Source organism: Streptomyces sp. NPDC005808, from assembly GCF_042871385.1.
GTDB lineage: Bacteria > Actinomycetota > Actinomycetes > Streptomycetales > Streptomycetaceae > Streptomyces.
This window is the reverse complement of sequence record NZ_JBIAIK010000003.1, coordinates 130,379-150,236: the sequence shown is the minus strand read 5'-3', so window position 1 is coordinate 150,236 and position 19,858 is coordinate 130,379. Positions and strand designations below refer to the sequence as shown.

Sequence of the window (19,858 nt, the reverse complement as noted above, 5' to 3'; positions counted from 1 at the left end):
ATCGAGTCATCCGCGTGGCATAGGCCACCCGCACCCTCTCGCCACGGCCGGTCCGGGCCAGGGCGAGAAGGCCCACTTCAGAGGTCCGGCGGACGGTCCTCAGCGACCGTTGAACGCGTCCTTGAGCCGCGAGAAGAGCCCCTGCTGTCCCGGCTGGAACTGCCCGATGGGCCGCTCCTCGCCACGCAGCACGGCCAGCTCACGCAGCAGACGCTCCTGCTCGGCGTCGAGCTTCGAGGGCGTCATCACCTCGACGTGCACGATGAGGTCACCGCGGCCGCCGCCCCGCAGGTGCGTGATACCGCGCCCGTGCAGCGGGACCGACTGCCCGGACTGCGTGCCCGGGCGGATGTCGATCTCCTCCATGCCGTCGAGCGTCTCCAGCGGCACCTTCGTGCCGAGGGCCGCCGCGGTCATCGGGATGGTGACCGTGCAGTGCAGGTCGTCACCGCGCCGCTGGAAGGTGGAGTGCGGGAGCTCGTGGATCTCGACGTACAGATCGCCGGCGGGGCCGCCACCGGGGCCGACCTCGCCCTCGCCCGCGAGCTGGATCCGGGTGCCGTTGTCGACACCGGCCGGGATCTTGACGGTCAGCGTGCGACGCGACCGCACGCGGCCGTCGCCCGCGCACTCCGGACACGGCGTCGGGACGACGGTCCCGAAGCCCTGGCACTGCGGGCAGGGCCGCGAGGTCATGACCTGGCCGAGGAAGGACCGCGTGACCTGCGACACCTCACCGCGACCGCGGCACATGTCACAGGTCTGCGCCGAGGTCCCCGGCGCCGCGCCCTCACCGTTGCAGGTGCCGCACACGACGGCCGTGTCGACCTGGATGTCCTTCGTGGTGCCGAAGGCCGCCTCGTCGAGCTCGATCTCCAGCCGGATCATGGCGTCCTGGCCACGGCGCGTACGCGACCGGGGGCCACGCTGTGACGCCGTACCGAAGAAGGCGTCCATGATGTCCGAGAAGTTCCCGAAGCCGCCGGCACCGAAGCCACCGGCGCCGCCCGCGCCGCCCGCCTGGGACAGCGGGTCGCCGCCGAGGTCGTAGACCTGCTTCTTCTGCGGGTCCGACAACACCTCGTACGCGGCGTTGATCTCCTTGAACCGCTCCTGCGTCTTCGGATCAGGATTGACGTCCGGGTGCAGCTCGCGCGCGAGCCGCCTGAACGCCTTCTTGATCTCGTCCTGGGACGCGTCGCGGCGCACGCCGAGTACGGCGTAGTAGTCCGTGGCCACTTAGGACTCCGCCAGGATCTGTCCGACGTACCGTGCCACCGCTCGTACCGCTCCCATCGTGCCGGGGTAATCCATGCGGGTCGGTCCGACCACGCCGAGTTTCGCTACTGCTTCGTCGCCCGAACCGTAGCCGACGGAGACGACGGACGTGGAGTTGAGTCCCTCATAGGCGTTCTCGTGACCGATCCGTACGGTCATGCCCGAATCCCCGGCCTCACCAAGCAACTTGAGGAGCACGACCTGCTCCTCCAGCGCTTCGAGTACGGGCCGGATGGTGAGAGGGAAGTCATGTCCGAAGCGGGTGAGGTTGGCGGTGCCGCCGATCATCAGCCGCTCCTCGGTCTGCTCGACGAGCGCCTCCAGCAGGGTGGAGAGCACCGTCGTGACCGTGCCGCGGTCCTCCGCCTCGAAGGCGTCGGGCAGGTCCTGCACCAGTTGCGGAACGTCCGAAAAACGACGCCCCGCGACCCGGCTGTTGAGCCGCGCACGCAGATCCGCGAGCGACGTCTCCCCGAACGGTGCCGGGCAGTCGATCAGACGCTGCTCGACCCGGCCGGTGTCCGTGATCAGGACGAGCATGACGCGGGCCGGAGCCAGCGACAGCAGCTCGACGTGCCGCACGGTCGACCGCGTGAGGGACGGGTACTGCACGACGGCGACCTGCCGCGTGAGCTGCGCGAGGAGCCGCACCGTCCGCCCCACCACATCGTCGAGATCGACGGCGCCGTCCAGGAAGTTCTGGATGGCCCGCCGCTCGGGCGCGGTCATCGGCTTGACGCCGGCGAGCTTGTCGACGAAGAGCCGGTAGCCCTTGTCGGTGGGGATGCGCCCGGCGCTGGTGTGCGGCTGGGCGATGTACCCCTCGTCCTCCAGGGCGGCCATGTCGTTGCGGACCGTCGCCGGCGAGACCCCGAGCCGGTGCCGCTCGGTGAGGGCCTTGGAACCGACCGGCTCCTCCGTCCCCACGTAGTCCTGGACGATGGCGCGCAGCACTTCGAGCCTGCGTTCGCTGAGCATCGCGCACACCTCCAGATGTCGTCGCCGTGGTCTCCCGGACTCGCCCCGGACTCTCCCCCTGGCACTCAGCGCGTGCGAGTGCCAGCGTTCCCCGGTCAGTGTACGGCGGGGAGGTACGCCCGCGGCAAGGGCGGGCCCCGCGCGGTCGTGCCGACAGTGTGCTCGCCGTTAGCGTCTGCCCATGAACGTGACATGGGAAGAGGCGGGGTGGGAGAGGGTGGCGCCGCGGGTCGGACGGCGGCGGCTGCCGGGCTGGGACTGCACGGTCGGGCTCGTGGTCGGCGCGGGGGCCGCCCTGATGATCGACGCGGGATCGAGCCTGCGGGAGGGCGCGCAGTTGCGTGCCGAGGCACGACGACTGCTCGACGCGACCGACAAGGGCACGCGGCCGACTCCCGGGATCGGGGGGCTACCCGGTAGCGACCGCCGGGTGACGCACCTCGCGCTGACCCACGCCCACTTCGACCACGTTTTCGGCGCGGCCGCCTTCGCCGGGGTCGAGGTGTTCGCGGCGGTCGGCCTGGACACGGTCCTCGCGCACGGCCGTGAGGAACTGCGCGCGGACGCCGTACGCAACGGCCTGGACCCGCTGGAGGCAGCCGAGGCCGCCGATCTACTGGTCCGCCCCCGGCACCAGGTGTCCGGCGAGTGGACCCTGGACCTGGGCGGCGGCACCCAGGTCCTGCTCGCGAACGTCGGCCCCGGCCACACCGCCCACGACCTGGCGGTCCTGGTCCCGGGATCGCCGTCGGGGCCCGAGACCGTCTTCTGCGGCGACCTGGTGGAGGAGTCCGGCGAACCCCAGGCGGGCACCGACGCCGTCCCCTCCGGGTGGCCGGCGGCACTGGACCGGCTGCTCGACCTGGGCGGTGAGGACGCGGTGTACGTTCCCGGCCACGGAGCGGTGGTGAATGCGGCGTTTGTCCGGGCCCAACGGGACACGCTGGCGGCCCGCTTCGGCGTGTCGTAGGAGGCCGTACGACATGGGGGCCGGGCTTCTCCTATCGTCATCCGAATGCGCCAGTACTCTCCGGACCTGACCCCGCCGTGGAAGAAGCCCAAGCCCGTGCCGGAGGTCCCCGCGGACCCCGGTCTGGTGGTCGAGGAGCCCGGCACCGGCTTCTGCGGCGCGGTGATCCGCTGCGAGGCGGGCACGGTGACGCTGGAGGACCGCTTCGGCAAGCACCGGGTGTTCCCGCTGGAGCCGCGCGGCTTCCTCCTGGAGGGCAAGGTGGTGACGCTGGTCCGCCCGGCGGCCGCTGCGCCCGTACGTCCCTCCCGCACCGCCTCCGGTTCGGTCGCGGTGCCGGGTGCGCGGGCGCGGGTGGCGCGGGCCGGGCGGATCTACGTGGAGGGCCGGCACGACGCCGAGCTCGTCGAACGTGTCTGGGGCGACGACCTGCGCATCGAGGGCGTGGTCGTCGAGTACCTGGAGGGCATCGACGACCTGCCCGCGATCGTCGCCGACTTCGCCCCGGGCCCGGACGCCCGCCTCGGCGTCCTGGTCGACCACCTGGTCCCCGGCACCAAGGAATCCCGCATCGCCGACTCGGTCACCAGCGACCACGCCCTGGTCGTCGGCCACCCGTACATCGACATCTGGGAGGCCGTGAAGCCGTCCTCCGTGGGCATCACGGCCTGGCCCCGCGTCCCGCACGGCCAGGACTGGAAAACAGGCGTCTGCCGCGCCCTGGGCTGGCCCGAGAACACCGGCGCGGCCTGGCAGCACATCCTGTCCCACGTACGTTCCTACAAGGATCTGGAGCCGGAACTCCTGGGCAGGGTGGAGGAGTTGATCGACTTCGTGACGGAATAGCCCGTCCGACGCTGGAGATCTTTCAGCCCGTCCGGCGTTTGAGGACGAGGTGATGCCATCCCGATCCCCCACCCACCCTCGGGGCGGCGTGCTCAGCCCGTCCGGCGTTTGAGGACGAGCGCGTTCAGCGCGACGCGGGGGTCTGGGGGCGGCAGCCCCCAAGAACAACGGACGGGTAGGGGCGGAGGGGGCGAAACAAACCCACCTCAGTCCACCAGGTCCCGCACCACCGCGTCCGCCAGCAACCGCCCCCGCAGCGTGAGAACGGCACGACCGTCGTCGTACGCCCCGTTCTCCAGAAGCCCCTCGGACAGCGCCCGCCGCGAGGCGGACAGCCCCTCCGGCCGGAGCAGCGACAACGGGCATCCCTCCCGAAGCCGCAGCTCAAGAAGAATCCGCTCCACCCGCCGGTCCTCCCCGGACAGCAGCTCCCGCCCCGCCCCGGGAGACCTCCCCGCCGCCAGCGCCCCGGCATACGCCCCCGGATGCTTCACGTTCCACCAGCGCACTCCGCCCACGTGGCTGTGGGCGCCAGGACCGGCACCCCACCAGTCGGCACCCCGCCAGTACAGCTCGTTGTGCAGACAGCGCCCGGCGTCGGAGGTGGCCCAGTTGGACACCTCGTACCAGTCGAACCCCGCCCTCGCGAGCGCCTCGTCAGCGATCAGATACCGGTCCGCGTGGACGTCGTCGTCCGTCATCGGCACCTCCCCGCGCCGGATCCGCCGCGCGAGCTGCGTACCCTCCTCGACGATGAGGGCGTACGCGGAGATGTGATCGGGCCCGGCCCCGAGTGCCGCTTCCAGCGAGGCGCGCCAGTCGTCGTCGGACTCCCCCGGCGTGCCGTAGATCAGGTCGAGGTTCACATGGTCGAAGCCGGCCGCGCGGGCCTCGGCGACACAGGCCTCGGGCCGCCCGGGGGTGTGCGTGCGGTCCAGCACCTTCAGGACGTGCTGCCGGGCACTCTGCATGCCGAAGGAGATCCGGTTGAAGCCGCCGGCCCGCAGGGTCGCGAGGTACCCGGGGTCGACGGACTCCGGATTCGCCTCGGTGGTGATCTCGGCGTCGTCCGCGAGCCCGAACTCGGCACGGATCGAGGCGAGCATCCGTACGAGATCGTCGGCGGGCAGGAGGGTGGGCGTACCGCCGCCGACGAACACCGTACGGACGGCACGCGGGTCGTCGCCGAGCACCTTGCGGGCGAGACGGACCTCGTCGATCAGCGTCTCGGCGTAGTTGTCGCGGGAGGCGAGTACGCCTCCGGTGCCCCGCAGCTCGGTCGCCGTGTAGGTGTTGAAGTCGCAGTAGCCGCAGCGGGTCGCGCAGTACGGCACGTGCAGGTAGAACCCGAGGGGGCGGTCGGCGGCCCCGGCCAGGGCGTGCGCGGGCAGCGCCCCGTCGTCGGGGACGGGCTCACCGTCGGGGAGTGCGGAAGGCATGCCTTCCATTGTCCCGTACGCCCGCCGGAACTCCGCACGGCTGTCCCGTACGCCCGCCGGAACTCCGTATTACGCCCGCCGGAACTCCGTACGGCCCGATGGTCCGCGTTCCCCCCAGCCGCGGCTATTCCGCCTGGAGCACCAGCAGTGCCATGTCGTCCTCCGGTGCCTTGGCGCCGAACTCGTGGACCAGCCTGCGGATCCGTTCCGCGACGAGTTCGGCGCTCAGGCCGGTGCAGCCGGCCAGGGCCCTGGCGAGGCCGTCGTCGTCATCGAACTGGCGGGGCCCACTGCGGCGCTCGGTCACGCCGTCCGTGACACACAGCAGGGTGTCGCCCGGGTACAGGTCGAAGGTCTCGGAGACGTAGGTCGCGTCCTCGAAGACGCCGAGGAGGGTCTGGGGGCAGGCCACCTCGCGTACGTCGCCGGCGGGGCCGAGGAGCAGCGGCAGCGGATGCCCGGCGGAAGCGAGGGTGCAGCGCACTCCGCCGTCGAAGGGCACCAGTTCGCCGTACAGCATGGACAGGAAGCGGGTCTGCGGTCCGGGGTCCGTGCCGAGCCCGGGTCCGCCCGCCGCCACGAGCGCGCGGGCCGCCGCGTCGGCCGCCTCCGTCGCGTCGTCGAGCAGGAGTCTGTTGAGGCGGTCGAGGACGTCGGAGACCTCGTACGCCTCGCGGGCCAGCAGCCGCAGCCAGGGCCGGGCCAGTCCGATCACCACGGCGGCCTCGGGCCCCTTGCCCTGTACGTCGCCCACGACGAAGCACCAGCGACCGTCACCGGCCGGGAACAGGTCGTAGAAGTCGCCGCTGGGCCCGCCCTTGTCGAGCGGCTCGTAGACGAGGGCGCTGCGCACGCCGGGGATCTCGGCGACCGCGCCGGGCAGCAGGCCACGCTGGAGGACCCGGCTGATGGTGGCCTGGCGCGCGTACTGGCGGGCCGCGCCGATGGCGAGGGCGATACGGCGGCTGAGATCCTCGACCAGCCCGGTGATCTCGTCCGGGAAGCCGGCCGCCCCGGCCCTCCCGAGGACGAGCGTGCCCAGCGGCCGCCCACCCGCGATCAGCCGATACGCGAGCGCAGCCCCACTCACACCGGGACCACTCGCACCGGACCCACTCATACCGGACCCACTCGCCCCCTCCGCGCCGTCGGCCCCACCGCTCCCCCGGTGCACCCCTCCCGAGGTCAGCGCCTCCCCCGGCCAGGGCACGGGCACGGCCCGGGAGCGCACCGAGTCGGGCAGCCTGGGCGGGTCCTTCTCCAAGGCGCGCCGCAGGTCCTCGATGCGGTTCTCGCTGCTGTGCCAGACACGGGCCAGGCGCGGCCCCAGGGCGAGGCCGAGACCGCCCGCGCGGTCGGTGGCCTCGTCCTCCAGCCACACCGCGCACCAGTCGGCGAGGCGCGGCACGATCAGCTGTCCGGCAAGCGCGGCGACAAGGTCCTCGTCGAGCTGCCCGGCGAGCAGGTCGGAGGCCTCGGCGAGGAAGGAGAGGGCGCCGCGGTCGAGCCAGTCGTAGTCGTGCGGGGCTGTGCGCCTCGGCTCGGGGTCGCGTATTTCGGCCATCCACGGCTCGCGTTCCCGGGCCTGCTCGCCGGCGTACGCCGCTAATCTCTCGCCGACTTCCACGATCCTGTCGACGCCCGAGATCACCTCGCCGCCCGTGCCGAGGCCGCTTCCGCCCACGGGCAGCCGTGCCCAGACGGTCTTGATTCCGGTGCGGTACGTGATCCCCCAGGCGTCGGAGAGCGCGGAGACGAGCCGCAGACCGCGCCCGTACTCCGGTGTGCCGTAGGGCCGTTCGACGCTGTCGTCGTGTATCGGGCGGGCGGCGTGGTGGTCGGACACCTCGATGACCAGCCGGCCCGGCGAACCCTCGTCCGTGCTCTCGAGGCCGCATGCCAGCTCAACGTCGGTGCCGGCGTGCACAACGGCGTTGGTGACGAGTTCGCTGACGACCACGACGGCGTCATCGGTGAGCCGGTCGTCGATCATCCCGGCGCCGTGCGGGGCGAGTTCGGCCCACTCGGCGAGTGCGGCGCGCACGAAGTCGCGGGCGGCTCCGGGCGCGAGCGGGGTGCCCGCCAGTGAGGTGCGGGCGACCGATTCGTGGCCGGCGCGGGGGTGCGCGGGCGCATCGGGCGCACGCGCCTTGGACTCCCGTTGCGTCGGAATGGCCCCCACGGTGCGGCTCCCTGAGCAGTTCGGACATTAGGCCTCAGCCGATGCCGACACAGTGACAGACTGGCCGTGCCCATATGCGCCGAGTTACCGAAGTGGGCCACCATGGCTGAGAAGAGTGGTATGCGTGTGCTTGAAGACGGCCGGATCGACGGTCTGATTCGGGCATCGGAGCTGCGCCCGCTGCTCGCCGCGATGACCGCCGCCCGGGATGGTGACTTCAGCAAGGTGCCGGAGACCGGCGACGGTGTGGTGGCCGATCTCTGCGCGCTGTTCAACCAGATCATGGACCGCGGCTCCCATTTCAACTCCGAGGTCCAGCGCGTCCGCCGGGACCTGGTGCGGCACGGCCGTCTCGACGAGCGCCTCTCGGCGAGCCCGGGGCAGGGCAGTTGGACGACTCGGGTAAACGACGTGAACCAGTTGCTCGACGCCCTGGTCGCGCCCGCGGCGAACGCGACACGGGTGCTCGACGCGGTGGCCGGGGGCGACCTGACCCAGCGGGTCGACCTGCACGACGGCAACCGTCAGCTCCGGGGCGATTTACGCCGGTTGGGGCGGGCCGTCAACAAGATGGTGGATCAGTTGTCCCTGTTCACCGGCGAGGTGACCCGGGTCGCGCGCGAGGTCGGCACGGAGGGACGGCTCGGTGGCCGCGCCAAGGTGACGGGACTGTCCGGGAGTTGGCGTGATGTGACCGAGGCGGTCAACACCATGGCGGCCCGGCTTACCGCCCAGGTCCGGGACATCGCCCTGGTGACGACGGCGGTGGCCCGCGGCGACCTGACCCGCACGGTGACCGTCGAGGCGACCGGCGAGCTGCTCGAACTGAAGCTCACCGTGAACACGATGGTCGACCAGCTCTCCGCCTTCGCCGACGAAGTGACGCGCGTCGCCCGCGAGGTCGGCACAGAAGGGCAGTTGGGCGGCCGGGCGCAGGTGCGCGGCGTGTCGGGGGTCTGGAAGGACCTCACCGACAACGTCAACTTCATGGCCTCGAACCTGACCTCCCAGGTCCGCAACATCGCCCAGGTCACCACGGCCGTGGCCAACGGCGACCTGAGCCAGAAGATCACCGTCGACGCGCAGGGCGAGATCCTGGAGCTGAAGTCGACGATCAACACCATGGTCGACCAGCTCTCCGCCTTCGCCGACGAGGTCACCCGCGTCGCCCGCGAGGTCGGCACCGAAGGAAACCTCGGCGGCAGGGCGCAGGTCCGCGGAGTGTCGGGGGTCTGGAAAGACCTCACCGACAACGTCAACTTCATGGCGGACAACCTGACTTCGCAGGTCCGCAACATCGCCCTGGTGTCCACGGCGGTGGCCCAGGGCGACCTCGGCAAGAAGATCACCGTCGAGGCGAAGGGCGAGATCTTGGAGCTCAAGTCGACCATCAACACCATGGTCGACCAGCTCTCCGCCTTCGCCGACGAGGTCACCCGCGTCGCCCGCGAGGTCGGCACCGAAGGAAACCTCGGCGGCCAGGCGCAGGTCCGCGGAGTGTCAGGAGTCTGGAAAGACCTCACCGACAACGTCAACTTCATGGCCTCGAACCTGACCTCCCAGGTCCGCAACATCGCCCAGGTCACCACGGCCGTCGCGAACGGCAACCTCTCCAAGAAGATCACCGTCGACGCCCGCGGCGAGATCCTGGAGCTGAAGGACACCGTCAACACGATGGTGGAGCAGCTGCGCGCCTTCGCCGACGAGGTCACCCGGGTGGCCCGCGAGGTCGGCACAGACGGCCGGCTGGGCGGTCGCGCCCAGGTACTGGGCGTTTCCGGTGTCTGGCGCGACCTGACCGACAACGTCAACTACATGGCCGACAACCTGACTTCCCAGGTCCGCAACATCGCGCAGGTCGCCACCGCCGTGGCCCAGGGCGACCTCTCCAAGAAGATCGACGTGGACGCCCGCGGGGAGATCCTGGAGCTGAAGACGACCATCAACACGATGGTCGACACCCTCTCCTCCTTCTCCTCCGAGGTCACCCGGGTCGCCCGCGAGGTCGGCTCCGAAGGCCAACTCGGCGGCCAGGCAAGGGTCGAGGGTGTGTACGGCACCTGGAAGCGCCTGACGACGAACGTGAACGAGCTGGCGCTGAACCTGACCACGCAGGTCCGCGCCATCGCCGAGGTGGCCTCCGCGGTGGCCCAGGGTGACATGTCCCGCTCCATCACGGTGGAGACCCAGGGCGAGGTCACCGAGCTCAAGGACAACATCAACCTGATGGTGGCCAACCTCCGCGAGACCACCCGGGCCAAGGACTGGCTGGAGTCGAACCTCGCCCGCCTCGCCGCGCTGATGCAGGGTCACCGCGACCTGATGGAGGTCGCCGACCTGATCCTGCGCGAGCTGACGCCGCTGGTGAACGCGCAGTACGGCGCCTTCTTCCTGGCCGACCCGGAGGAGGAGACCCTGCGGACCGCCATCCCCGCCAAGGGGCTGGCCTTCATCGCCGGGTACGGCTCGGCACAGGGCGCGACCGTCGACACGGGCGGCATGCCGGTGCACGGGCTGGTCCGGCAGGCCGCGCGCGAGAAGAAGCGGATCCTGGTGGAGGAGGCCCCGCCGGACTACATCAAGATCAACAGCGGTCTGGGGGAGGCCGCCCCCACGAGCGTCGTCATCATCCCGATCCTCTTCGAGGACAAGCTCCTCGGCGTGATCGAACTGGCCTCGTTCTCCCGCTTCTCCGACGTCCACCTGGCCTTCTTCGACCAGTTCGTGAACACCATCGGCGTCGCCATCAACACCATCATCGCCAACTCCCGCACGGAGTCCCTGCTCGGCGAGTCCCAGCGCCTCGCCATCCAGCTTCAGGACCGATCCGACGAACTCCAGTCGCAGCAGGCGGAGTTGCGGCGCTCGAACGCGGAACTGGAAGAAAAAGCAGCCCTCTTGGCGACGTCATCGCAGTACAAGTCGGAGTTCCTGGCGAACATGTCGCACGAACTGCGGACCCCGCTCAACTCGCTGCTGATCCTCGCCCGCCTGCTGTCGGACAATCCGGACGGCCATCTCTCCGACCAGGAGGTGCAGTTCGCGACCACGATCCACCGATCGGGCTCCGACCTGCTCCAGCTCATCAACGACATCCTCGACCTCTCGAAGATCGAGGCCGGCCGGATGGACGTACGCCCCAAGAAGCTCCCCCTCATCAAGCTGCTCGACTACGTCCACGCCACCTTCCGCCCCCTCACCCTCGACCGGGGGCTCTCCTTCGAGGTGTCCGTCAGTGAGGACGTACCGCGCGAGGTGTGGTCGGACGAGCAGCGGCTCCAGCAGGTCCTGCGCAACCTGCTCTCCAACGCGATCAAGTTCACCGCGACCGGCCGGGTCGAACTGCGCGTCAATCGCCTCAAGGACCCCGACCACGTCCACACCCGCGAGAAGAGCGACGACGTGATCGCCTTCGCCGTATCCGACACCGGCATCGGCATCGCCCCGGAGAAACTCCCGGTGATCTTCGAGGCGTTCCAGCAGGCCGACGGCACCACCAACCGCAAGTACGGCGGCACGGGCCTCGGCCTGTCCATCAGCCGGGAGATCGCCGGACTGCTCGGCGGCCGGATCGTCGCCGAGAGCAAGCCCGGCCAGGGTTCCACCTTCACGCTGTACGTCCCTGTCGTCAGCCCCGGGCACGGGGCGACCGGACCCGCCCACGAGGACCACGACCTGCCCGTACCGGAGCTGTCCACCGAGCCGTACACCACCCACGACACGGACGACAGCTGGCCCACGCCCACCAAACTGGAGGCGTGGAAGGCCGGCCGGGCGGGACAGGTCCTGCCGGGGCGGCGGGTGCTGATCGTGGACGACGACATCCGCAACGTCTTCGCACTCACCCATGTACTGGGCCGAGTCGGCATGCCCGTCCTGTACGCGGAGAACGGCCGCGAGGGCATCGAGACGCTGGAGCGCAACCCCGACGTCGAACTCGTCCTGATGGACATCATGATGCCGGAGATGGACGGCTACGAAACGATCTCCGCCATCCGCCGCACCCCCCGCTGGACGGGCCTGCCCATCGTCGCCCTCACTGCGAAGGCGATGCCGGGAGACCGCGACAAGTCCATCGCGCAGGGCGCCAACGACTACGTACCCAAACCGGTGGACGTCGACCAACTGCTCACCGTCGTCTGCGCACTCCTCGACCCTCGGACCACGGCGGACACCGGATCCCCGGTCATCCCGGATGTGCCGGATGTGCCGGAGAGCGTGGAGAGCGTGGAGAACCCGGAGCGCGCGAACGAGGACCCGCGGCCGGACGCCGCCACAGAGACCGCTGTACCCGTTGTACCGGGACCGAGCACATCAGGGGAGCCCGCGATCCCGCCGACGACTGAGTGAGGCACAGTCACCATGAGCGCTGAGGAAACAACCGACGAGCGCGCCAGCATCCTCCTGGTGGACGACATGGAGGACAACCTGATCGCCCTTGAGGCCGTCCTGGGGTCTCTCAACGAGCCGCTGGTCCGCGCGCGTTCGGGCGAGGAGGCGATGAAGGCCCTGCTGCGTCAGCGGTTCGCCGTCGTGCTGCTCGACATCCGGATGCCGGGCATGGACGGCTTCGAGACCGCCGCGAACATCAAGCGGCTCGACCAGACCAAGGACGTCCCCATCATCTTCCTGACCGGCACCGACGCCGACGCGGGCTACGCCTTCCGCGGATACGCGACCGGAGCCGCCGACTACCTCACGAAGCCCTTCGACCCTTGGGTACTGCGCGCCAAGGTCACCGTCTTCCTCGACCTCCACCGCAAGAACCAGCAGCTGGAACGCATGCTCGCCCGCGAACAGGAACAGTTCGACGAACTCGCGGGCCGCCTCAAGAAGATCGAGACGCACATGTCGGCCGGCAGCCTGCAGGACGCGTCCGAATTGCGCCGGCAGATACGGCAGGTGGGGGAGCTGTTGCGAGAGATGCGCAGGGGGCGAGGCATGTGACTCCCCGCCCCCTCGGGCGACCTACGCCTCGCGCGACCCCGCGTACATCTCCTCGATCAGGTGCTTGTACTCGCGCTCGACAACCGGACGCTTCAGCTTCAGGCTCGGCGTGACCTCACCGTGCTCGACGTCGAGGTCACGGGGCAGCAGCCGGAACTTCTTGATGGTCTGCCAGCGCTGCAGTCCCCCGTTGAGCTCCTTGACGTAACCCTCGATGAGGCTGACCGTGGCGGGTGCGGCGACGACTTCGGCGTACGACTTGCCCTCCAGGCCGTTCTCCTTGGCCCAGACGAGAATTGACGGCTCGTCGAGTGCGATCAGCGCGGTGCAGAAGTTCCGGTCGGCGCCGTGCACGAGGATGTTGGAGACGTACGGGCACACGGCCTTGAACTGACCCTCGACCTCGGCCGGCGAAATGTACTTGCCGCCGGACGTCTTGATGAGGTCCTTCTTGCGGTCGGTGATGCTGAGGTAGCCGTCGGGGGACAGCTCGCCGATGTCACCGGTGTGGAACCAGCCGTCGGGCTCAAGGACCTCGGCGGTCTTCTCGGGCAGCCCGTGGTAGCCCTCCATGATGCCGGGACCGCGCAGCAGGACCTCGCCGTCGTCCGCGATGCGCACCTCGGTGCCGGGCAGCGGCTTGCCGACGGTGCCGGTGCGGTAGGCCTCGCCGGGGTTCACGAAGGAGGCGGCGGAGGACTCCGTGAGGCCGTACCCCTCCAGGATGTGGATGCCGGCGCCGGCGAAGAAGTAGCCGATCTCGGGCGCGAGCGCCGCACTCCCCGAGACGCAGGCGCGCAGCTTGCCGCCGAAGGCTTCGCGGATCTTGACGTAGACGAGCGCGTCGGCGACCTTGTGCTTGGCGCCGAGCGCGAAGGGCACGGAGGCGGTGCCGGTGCGGCGGAAGTTGTCCTGACTGGCCTTCGCATACTCGCGCGCGACTCCGGCCGCCCACTGGAAGATCTTGTACTTCGCGCCGCCTCCGGCCCGCGCTTTGGCCGCGACCCCGTTGTAGACCTTCTCGAAGATGCGGGGCACGGCCGCCATGTACGTCGGCTGCACCGCCGGAAGGTTCTCGATGATCTTGTCCACGCGACCGTCGACGGCGGTGACGTGCCCGATCTCGATATGGCCGGAGGTGAGCACCTTGCCGAAGACATGCGCGAGCGGCAGCCAGAGGTACTGCACGTCGTCGGGACCGAGCAGCCCGGTCGCGGCGATGGCCTTCGCCATGTACGACCAGTTGTCCTGCGGGAGACGGACGCCCTTGGGGCGGCCCGTGGTCCCGGAGGTGTAGATCAGCGTCGCGAGCTGGCCGGAGGTGATCGCGCCGACCTTCTCCTTGATCAGGTCGGGGTTCTTCTCCAGGTACGCGGCGCCGCGGGTCTCCAGCTCGGCGAGGGTGAGAACCCAGTCGTTGCTCTCCACGCCCTCGGGATCGATCACCACGACATGTGTCAGCTCGGGCAGGTCGGCGCGCTTCTCCACCGCCTTGGCGAGCTGCGCCGCGTCCTCCGCGATCAGGATCTTGCTCCCGGAGTCCGAGAGGATGAACGCCGACTCCTCGGCGTTCGTCTGCGGGTACACGGTCGTGGTGGCCGCGCCCGCGCACAGGATGCCGAGGTCGGCGAGGATCCACTCGACCCGGGTGGAGGAGGCGAGCGCGACGCGCTGCTCGGGCTGCACGCCCAGTTCGATCAAACCGGCCGCCACGGCGAAGACCCGCTCGGCGGCCTGGGCCCAGTTCAGCGACTTCCAGTCGTCCGGGCCCTCGCCCGAGGCGGCGGGCACCGGGTAGCGGTAGGCCTCTGCGTCCGGCGTGGCCGCCACACGCTCCAGGAAGAGCGCCGCCACGGACGGCGGACGGTTCTCGATCAGGGTCTGTGTGTCGCTCACGACATCCTCCGGGGCCCGCGACAGTGCGGCTGGCTCAATGATGCGGCTGTTGTTTAACTCGCGAGTAACTATCGAGCAGTGATCAGACTAAAGCCCACCAGGCCACTGCGTAAGGGTCGGCGGCCTGTCACTTCCTACAGAGCGCGACCGGACGCTTGCGCAGAGGCCCGCCGCGCCGGAGCGCAGCGGGCCCTTGAGAACAACGGCGTACCGCAGGGCTACTTCTTCCCCTTGCCCGAGTTGCTGTCCTCGTCGCTGGAGAGCACGGCGATGAAGGCCTCCTGCGGAACCTCCACAGAGCCCACCATCTTCATCCGCTTCTTGCCTTCCTTCTGCTTCTCCAGCAGCTTCCGCTTACGGGAGATGTCACCGCCGTAGCACTTGGCGAGGACGTCCTTGCGGATGGCGCGGATGGTCTCGCGGGAGATGACCCGCGACCCGATGGCCGCCTGGATCGGCACCTCGAAGGCCTGCCGCGGGATCAGCTCACGCAGCTTGGCCACAAGCCGCACTCCGTACGCGTACGCCGCGTCCTTGTGGGTGACCGCCGAGAAGGCGTCGACCTTGTCGCCGTGCAGCAGGATGTCGACCTTGACCAGGCTGGAGGCCTGCTCACCGGTGGGCTCGTAGTCGAGCGAGGCATAGCCGCGGGTCTTGGACTTCAACTGGTCGAAGAAGTCGAAGACGATCTCCGCGAGCGGCAGCGTGTAACGGATCTCGACCCGGTCCTCGGAGAGGTAGTCCATGCCGAGCAGGGTGCCGCGCCGGGTCTGGCACAGCTCCATGATCGAGCCGATGAACTCGGAGGGCGCGAGGATCGTCGCCCGCACGACCGGCTCGAAGACCTTGTCGATCTTCCCCTCGGGGAACTCGCTCGGGTTGGTGACGATGTGCTCGGTGCCGTCCTCCATGTCGACGCGGTAGACCACGTTCGGCGCGGTGGCGATGAGGTCGAGCCCGAACTCGCGCTCGAGCCGCTCACGGATCACATCGAGGTGCAGCAGCCCGAGGAACCCGACACGGAACCCGAAGCCGAGCGCGGCGGAGGTCTCCGGCTCATAGACGAGCGCGGCGTCGTTGAGCTGCAGCTTGTCGAGGGCCTCGCGCAGCTCGGGGTAGTCGGACCCGTCGAGCGGATACAGCCCGGAGAAGACCATGGGCTTGGGGTCCTTGTACCCTCCGAGCGCCTCGGTCGCCCCCTTGTGCAGGGTGGTGATGGTGTCACCGACCTTGGACTGCCGGACGTCCTTCACCCCGGTGATGATGTAGCCCACCTCACCGACGCCCAGACCGTCGGCCGCGGTCATCTCGGGGGACGAGACCCCGATCTCCAGCAGCTCGTGGGTCGCGCCGGTGGACATCATCCGGATCCGCTCACGCTTGTTGAGTTGCCCGTCGATCACACGGACATACGTCACGACACCGCGGTAGGAGTCATAGACGGAGTCGAAGATCATCGCGCGAGCGGGGGCGTCCACGACACCGATCGGGGCGGGGACCTCGGCGACCACCTTGTCCAGCAGCGCCTCGACACCGAGCCCGGTCTTCGCGGAGACCTTCAGCACGTCCTCGGGATCACAGCCGATGAGGTTGGCGAGCTCCTCGCCGAACTTCTCCGGCTGCGCGGCCGGCAGGTCGATCTTGTTGAGTACGGGGATGATCTTGAGGTCGTTCTCCATCGCCAGGTAGAGGTTGGCGAGAGTCTGCGCCTCGATGCCCTGGGCGGCGTCGACGAGGAGCACGGTCCCCTCGCAGGCGGCGAGCGACCGGGACACCTCGTACGTGAAGTCCACGTGCCCGGGGGTGTCGATCATGTTGAGGATATGGGTCTTGCCCGGATCCTCGGACGGTGCCCACGGCAGCCGGACCGCCTGGGACTTGATCGTGATGCCACGCTCGCGCTCGATGTCCATACGGTCGAGGTACTGGGCGCGCATCTGCCGCTGCTCGACCACCCCGGTCAACTGGAGCATGCGGTCGGCGAGCGTGGACTTGCCGTGGTCGATGTGCGCGATGATGCAGAAATTGCGGAGCAGCGCCGGGGCGGTACGGCTCGGCTCGGGCACATTGTTAGGGGTCGCGGGCACGCAGGGTCCTGTCTCTTGAGGCGCCTGTCGCCTCGGGTCGGATCGATACGTAGGTTCCATGGTCCCACGGGCGGAGAGCTGCGACCGGTTTGGGCCGCTCGCACGAGCACTGGTAGCCTGGGTAGCTGTGTCTCATGCCCTCTCTGCAGGAGACACACCCAAGGAAATCAAACGGCGTGCGAGACGTGCTGTCTCGCGTGCCTGAACCTGTAGAGGCTCATTCGTGGCGAACATCAAGTCCCAGATCAAGCGGATCAAGACCAACGAGAAGGCTCGGCTGCGCAACAAGGCCGTCAAGTCCTCCCTGAAGACCGCGATCCGCAAGGCCCGCGAGGCCGCTGCCGCCGGTGACGTCGAGAAAGCCACCGAGTACACGCGCGATGCTTCGCGTGCGCTCGACAAGGCCGTCTCGAAGGGCGTCATCCACAAGAACCAGGCCGCCAACAAGAAGTCGGCGCTTGCTTCCAAGGTCGCTTCCCTCAAGGGCTGATCCAACCCGACTTAACCGCCGGAAAGGACCCAGCGGGCCCTCTCTTCCGCTCCTGCCCGGCACCCCGGACCCACGCACGATCTGCGTTCGCCACGCGGGCGTGGTTCCAACAACGTGATCCAGGACCCCGCTTTCCCTCCCTTCCCCGGGAGGGAGCGGGGCTTTTGGCGTTTCAGCCCACTTGGTGCTGGAGGTCTTTCAGCCGGTCCGGCGTTCGAGGACGAGGCAGTGCCGGTCCCGATCCCTAACCCACCTGAGGGCGCTCCGCTGTTCGCCCGTGCAGGCATGTTCAGCCCGTCCGGCGTTTGAGGACGAGCGCGTTCGGCGCGATGCGGGGGCCTGGGGGCGGAGCCCCCAGGTACAAGGGACGGGCAGGGGCGGAGGGGGCGAACAACCCCAGGCCGCCACCAACGCCGGGCACCTACCCCTGTCGGGACCGCGCAGCCCGAGCAATCACGACAACAGCCTTTTCCAGGGCGTACTCAGGATCGTCCCCACCGCCCTTGACCCCGGCGTCAGCCTCGGCGACCGCCCGCAGGGCAACGGAAACCCCATCCGGAGTCCACCCCCGCATCTGCTGCCGAACCCGGTCGATCTTCCACGGTGGCATACCGAGCTCACGGGCAAGGTCAGCCGGCCGCCCACCCCGCGCGGACGACAACTTCCCGATCGCCCGCACCCCTTGCGCCAACGCACTGGTGATCAGCACCGGCGCAACCCCGGTCGACAGCGACCACCGCAACGCCTCCAACGCCTCCGCGGCCCGCCCCTCCACGGCCCGATCGGCCACGGTGAAACTCGACGCCTCGGCCCGCCCGGTGTAGTACCGCCCGACAACGGCCTCGTCGATCGTCCCCTCGATGTCCGCGGTGAGCTGCGACACCGCGGAAGCCAACTCCCGCAGATCACTCCCGATGGAGTCCACGAGCGCCTGACAGGCCTCAGGCGTGGCGGACCTCCCCACCGCCCGGAACTCACTGCGCACGAACGCCAGCCGATCCGCCGGCTTCGTCATCTTGGGGCACGCCACCTCCCGCGCCCCCGCCTTGCGCGCGGCATCGAGCAGCCCCTTGCCCTTGGCCCCACCCGCGTGCAACAGCACCAGGGTGATCTCCTCGGCGGGCGCCCCCAGATACGCCTTCACGTCCTTGACCGTGTCGGCCGACAGGTCCTGCGCATTGCGTACGACCACGACCTTCCGCTCGGAGAAGAGCGACGGACTCGTCAGTTCGGCAAGCGTGCCGGGCTGCAACCGGTCCGGGCTGAGGTCCCGTACATCCGTGTCGGCGTCGGCAGCCCTGGCAGCGGCCACCACCTCCTGCACGGCACGGTCGAGCAGGAGGTCCTCCTGGCCCACCGCAAGCGTGAGGGGGGCGAGAGGGTCGTCATCAGCAGTCTTCCTGGCCATCGCGCCAAGCATCCCACGGGCCACTGACAATGCGGTGCGAGTGGGCACCCAGGAAGCCTGGGGCCGGGCGCTGTCCTCGCGGTGTGTTCTCTCCCGAGCGGAGCGCTACGGCTCCTCGCGCCACCCGTCCCACTCCGCCACGAACTCCTCCAGTTCCTTCGGGTCGAGCCGCTCCTCGGTATCCCGTAGCACCACCAGCCACTGCGCGTCCTCGGCGTCATCCTCACCGGCCAGGGCATCCCGCACGAGCTGTGGTTCCTCATCCAGCCCGAACCTGTCACCGAGTGCCTGCGCGGCCTCTTCGGCGGCGTCACGGTCGGGCAGTACCAGCACATGTCTCACATCGCTCACGCAGACATTTTCCGGTACGCCGACCAAGACGGACGCCAATCCCGACCGACGCCAAACCCGACGGGCACCAATCCCGACCGACGCCAGACCGACGGACACCGGACCCGACCGACGCCAAGCACTCAGCCCACCTCCCCCGCCTCGCCTGCCTCCTCCGCCGCGTCCCGAACCTCCGGCACCTGCCCCAACTCGATCCCGAATTGGTCGCGATAGGTCGCCAGCACCTCCTCGTCCATGGCCAGTTCCGACACTTTCTTCGTCCCGTCGGCCGCCGTCACCGTGAAGCTCCGACCGCTGAGCGTGATCCTGCCGCCGTCCCCGGTGACCCGCGAACAGACCAGCGACCGCGCGAAATGCGACATCGGCGAGGTGCTGTGCCACCAAACGCCGGTCACGAAGTCCTTGAGCACCCGCGGCCGTACCTCCAAGCGGTACTGCACCTTGCCGTTCCGGATGACATCGAGATCCTCCCTTTCACGCGACCCTCCGGCGCCCCGCACCCCCGCGGCGTCCGGCCCCGCCTCGACGACCCGGAACGTGCCGCCGGGCTCCTCCTGCTCCCCTCGCTCCCCGAATGCCAGCGGATAGAGGCTGAGCGCCCCGAACCCGACGTCGGACAGCCAGTCACCCCCGTCGACCGTCCGCACACGCAGCGCGAGATGGTCGTACGGAATCCCGAGCCGCCCCTCGTCGTCGTACACCCGCCCCGCCAGCAGCGTCACATCGAAGCCCAGCGCTCCCAGCAACGCCCCGAACGCACCGTTCAGTTCGTAGCAGAAGCCACCTCTGCGCGCCCCCACCAGCTTGTCCAACAGCCTCTTCTCCTCCAGCACGATCTCCTCACCGAGGTGAATCGACAGGTTCTCGAACGGCACCGTCTCCAGATGGCGGCGATGGAGCTCACGCAGCGCATCGGAGGTGGGCCACGCGGGGTACTGAGCCCCGATCCTGCGGAGGTAGGCGTCGGCCTGTGCGGAATTCATGGG

14 protein-coding genes are annotated in these 19,858 nt (G+C 69.4%); 5 read left to right on the top strand and 9 right to left on the bottom strand.

Translation table 11 applies throughout. The features are described from left to right. Window positions 1–99: 99 nt before the first annotated feature. Together dnaJ and hrcA are read right to left on the bottom strand one after the other, a co-directional pair. Window positions 100–1,239, bottom strand: coding sequence for a molecular chaperone DnaJ (dnaJ, locus tag ACFYPC_RS07645; protein ID WP_388672379.1), 1,140 nt, complete (start codon window positions 1,237–1,239; stop codon window positions 100–102). After that, complete coding sequence (hrcA, locus tag ACFYPC_RS07640) at window positions 1,240–2,256, bottom strand: heat-inducible transcriptional repressor HrcA (protein ID WP_384392481.1); 1,017 nt, start codon at window positions 2,254–2,256, stop codon at window positions 1,240–1,242. Window positions 2,257–2,437: 181 nt separating this feature from the next. On the opposite strand from hrcA, the gene ACFYPC_RS07635 reads away from it, so the two are divergent. Together ACFYPC_RS07635 and ACFYPC_RS07630 are read left to right on the top strand one after the other, a co-directional pair. After that, window positions 2,438–3,226, top strand: coding sequence for an MBL fold metallo-hydrolase (locus ACFYPC_RS07635; protein ID WP_388672376.1), 789 nt, complete (start codon window positions 2,438–2,440; stop codon window positions 3,224–3,226). Window positions 3,227–3,271: 45 nt separating this feature from the next. Beyond that, window positions 3,272–4,072 carry a DUF3097 domain-containing protein gene (locus ACFYPC_RS07630; protein WP_388672373.1) on the top strand — a complete coding sequence of 267 codons (801 nt, stop codon included), beginning with the start codon at window positions 3,272–3,274 and terminating at the stop codon, window positions 4,070–4,072. A 206-nt stretch (window positions 4,073–4,278) separates the two neighbouring features. On the opposite strand, the gene hemW is transcribed toward ACFYPC_RS07630, so the two are convergent. Then, window positions 4,279–5,511 carry a radical SAM family heme chaperone HemW gene (gene hemW / locus ACFYPC_RS07625; RefSeq protein ID WP_388672370.1) on the bottom strand — a complete coding sequence of 411 codons (1,233 nt, stop codon included), beginning with the start codon at window positions 5,509–5,511 and terminating at the stop codon, window positions 4,279–4,281. Between the two features lie 124 nt (window positions 5,512–5,635). After that, window positions 5,636–7,693, bottom strand: a complete 2,058-nt coding sequence (locus tag ACFYPC_RS07620; protein ID WP_388672367.1) for a SpoIIE family protein phosphatase — start codon at window positions 7,691–7,693, stop codon at window positions 5,636–5,638. Window positions 7,694–7,885: 192 nt separating this feature from the next. Between ACFYPC_RS07620 and ACFYPC_RS07615 the strand changes: the two genes are divergently transcribed. Both ACFYPC_RS07615 and ACFYPC_RS07610 read left to right on the top strand, forming a co-directional pair. Continuing rightward, window positions 7,886–12,043 carry a HAMP domain-containing protein gene (locus ACFYPC_RS07615; protein ID WP_388673378.1) on the top strand — a complete coding sequence of 1,386 codons (4,158 nt, stop codon included), beginning with the start codon at window positions 7,886–7,888 and terminating at the stop codon, window positions 12,041–12,043. Between the two features lie 12 nt (window positions 12,044–12,055). After that, a complete protein-coding gene (locus ACFYPC_RS07610; protein WP_388672364.1) occupies window positions 12,056–12,640 on the top strand; it encodes a two-component system response regulator in 585 nt (194 codons plus the stop codon). Between the two features lie 21 nt (window positions 12,641–12,661). Here the strand turns inward: ACFYPC_RS07610 and ACFYPC_RS07605 are convergent, their stop codons facing one another. Then, entirely contained in the window at window positions 12,662–14,536 is a 1,875-nt protein-coding gene (locus ACFYPC_RS07605; RefSeq protein WP_388672361.1) for an AMP-dependent synthetase/ligase, read from the bottom strand. 218 nt (window positions 14,537–14,754) lie between these two features. Then, on the bottom strand, window positions 14,755–16,623 hold the full coding sequence (gene lepA / locus ACFYPC_RS07600) for a translation elongation factor 4 (RefSeq protein ID WP_388672358.1): 1,869 nt from the start codon (window positions 16,621–16,623) through the stop codon (window positions 14,755–14,757). Between the two features lie 223 nt (window positions 16,624–16,846). On the opposite strand from lepA, the gene rpsT reads away from it, so the two are divergent. Beyond that, window positions 16,847–17,113: a 30S ribosomal protein S20 gene (rpsT, locus tag ACFYPC_RS07595; protein ID WP_121403109.1), complete on the top strand. Its 267-nt coding sequence runs from the start codon at window positions 16,847–16,849 to the stop codon at window positions 17,111–17,113. 421 nt (window positions 17,114–17,534) lie between these two features. Here the strand turns inward: rpsT and holA are convergent, their stop codons facing one another. The 3 genes from holA to ACFYPC_RS07580 form a co-directional block, all read right to left on the bottom strand. After that, complete coding sequence (gene holA / locus ACFYPC_RS07590; RefSeq protein WP_388672353.1) at window positions 17,535–18,521, bottom strand: DNA polymerase III subunit delta; 987 nt, start codon at window positions 18,519–18,521, stop codon at window positions 17,535–17,537. Between the two features lie 105 nt (window positions 18,522–18,626). Beyond that, a complete protein-coding gene (locus ACFYPC_RS07585; RefSeq protein WP_388672350.1) occupies window positions 18,627–18,872 on the bottom strand; it encodes a hypothetical protein in 246 nt (81 codons plus the stop codon). A gap of 122 nt (window positions 18,873–18,994) precedes the next feature. After that, the gene (locus ACFYPC_RS07580; protein ID WP_388672347.1) at window positions 18,995–19,855 is read right to left on the bottom strand and encodes an arylamine N-acetyltransferase; all 861 of its coding nucleotides are present in this window, start codon (window positions 19,853–19,855) and stop codon (window positions 18,995–18,997) included. Window positions 19,856–19,858: the final 3 nt, after the last annotated feature.

Coding starts and splice junctions, on each gene's coding strand:
- ACFYPC_RS07630 (WP_388672373.1), top strand. CDS start 3,272: ATGCGCCAGTACTCTCCGGACCTGACCCCGCCGTGGAAGAAGCCCAAG.
- holA (WP_388672353.1), bottom strand. CDS start 18,521: ATGGCCAGGAAGACTGCTGATGACGACCCTCTCGCCCCCCTCACGCTT.
- hemW (WP_388672370.1), bottom strand. CDS start 5,511: ATGCCTTCCGCACTCCCCGACGGTGAGCCCGTCCCCGACGACGGGGCG.
- ACFYPC_RS07580 (WP_388672347.1), bottom strand. CDS start 19,855: ATGAATTCCGCACAGGCCGACGCCTACCTCCGCAGGATCGGGGCTCAG.
- ACFYPC_RS07615 (WP_388673378.1), top strand. CDS start 7,886: ATGACCGCCGCCCGGGATGGTGACTTCAGCAAGGTGCCGGAGACCGGC.
- hrcA (WP_384392481.1), bottom strand. CDS start 2,256: ATGCTCAGCGAACGCAGGCTCGAAGTGCTGCGCGCCATCGTCCAGGAC.
- ACFYPC_RS07610 (WP_388672364.1), top strand. CDS start 12,056: ATGAGCGCTGAGGAAACAACCGACGAGCGCGCCAGCATCCTCCTGGTG.
- ACFYPC_RS07635 (WP_388672376.1), top strand. CDS start 2,438: ATGAACGTGACATGGGAAGAGGCGGGGTGGGAGAGGGTGGCGCCGCGG.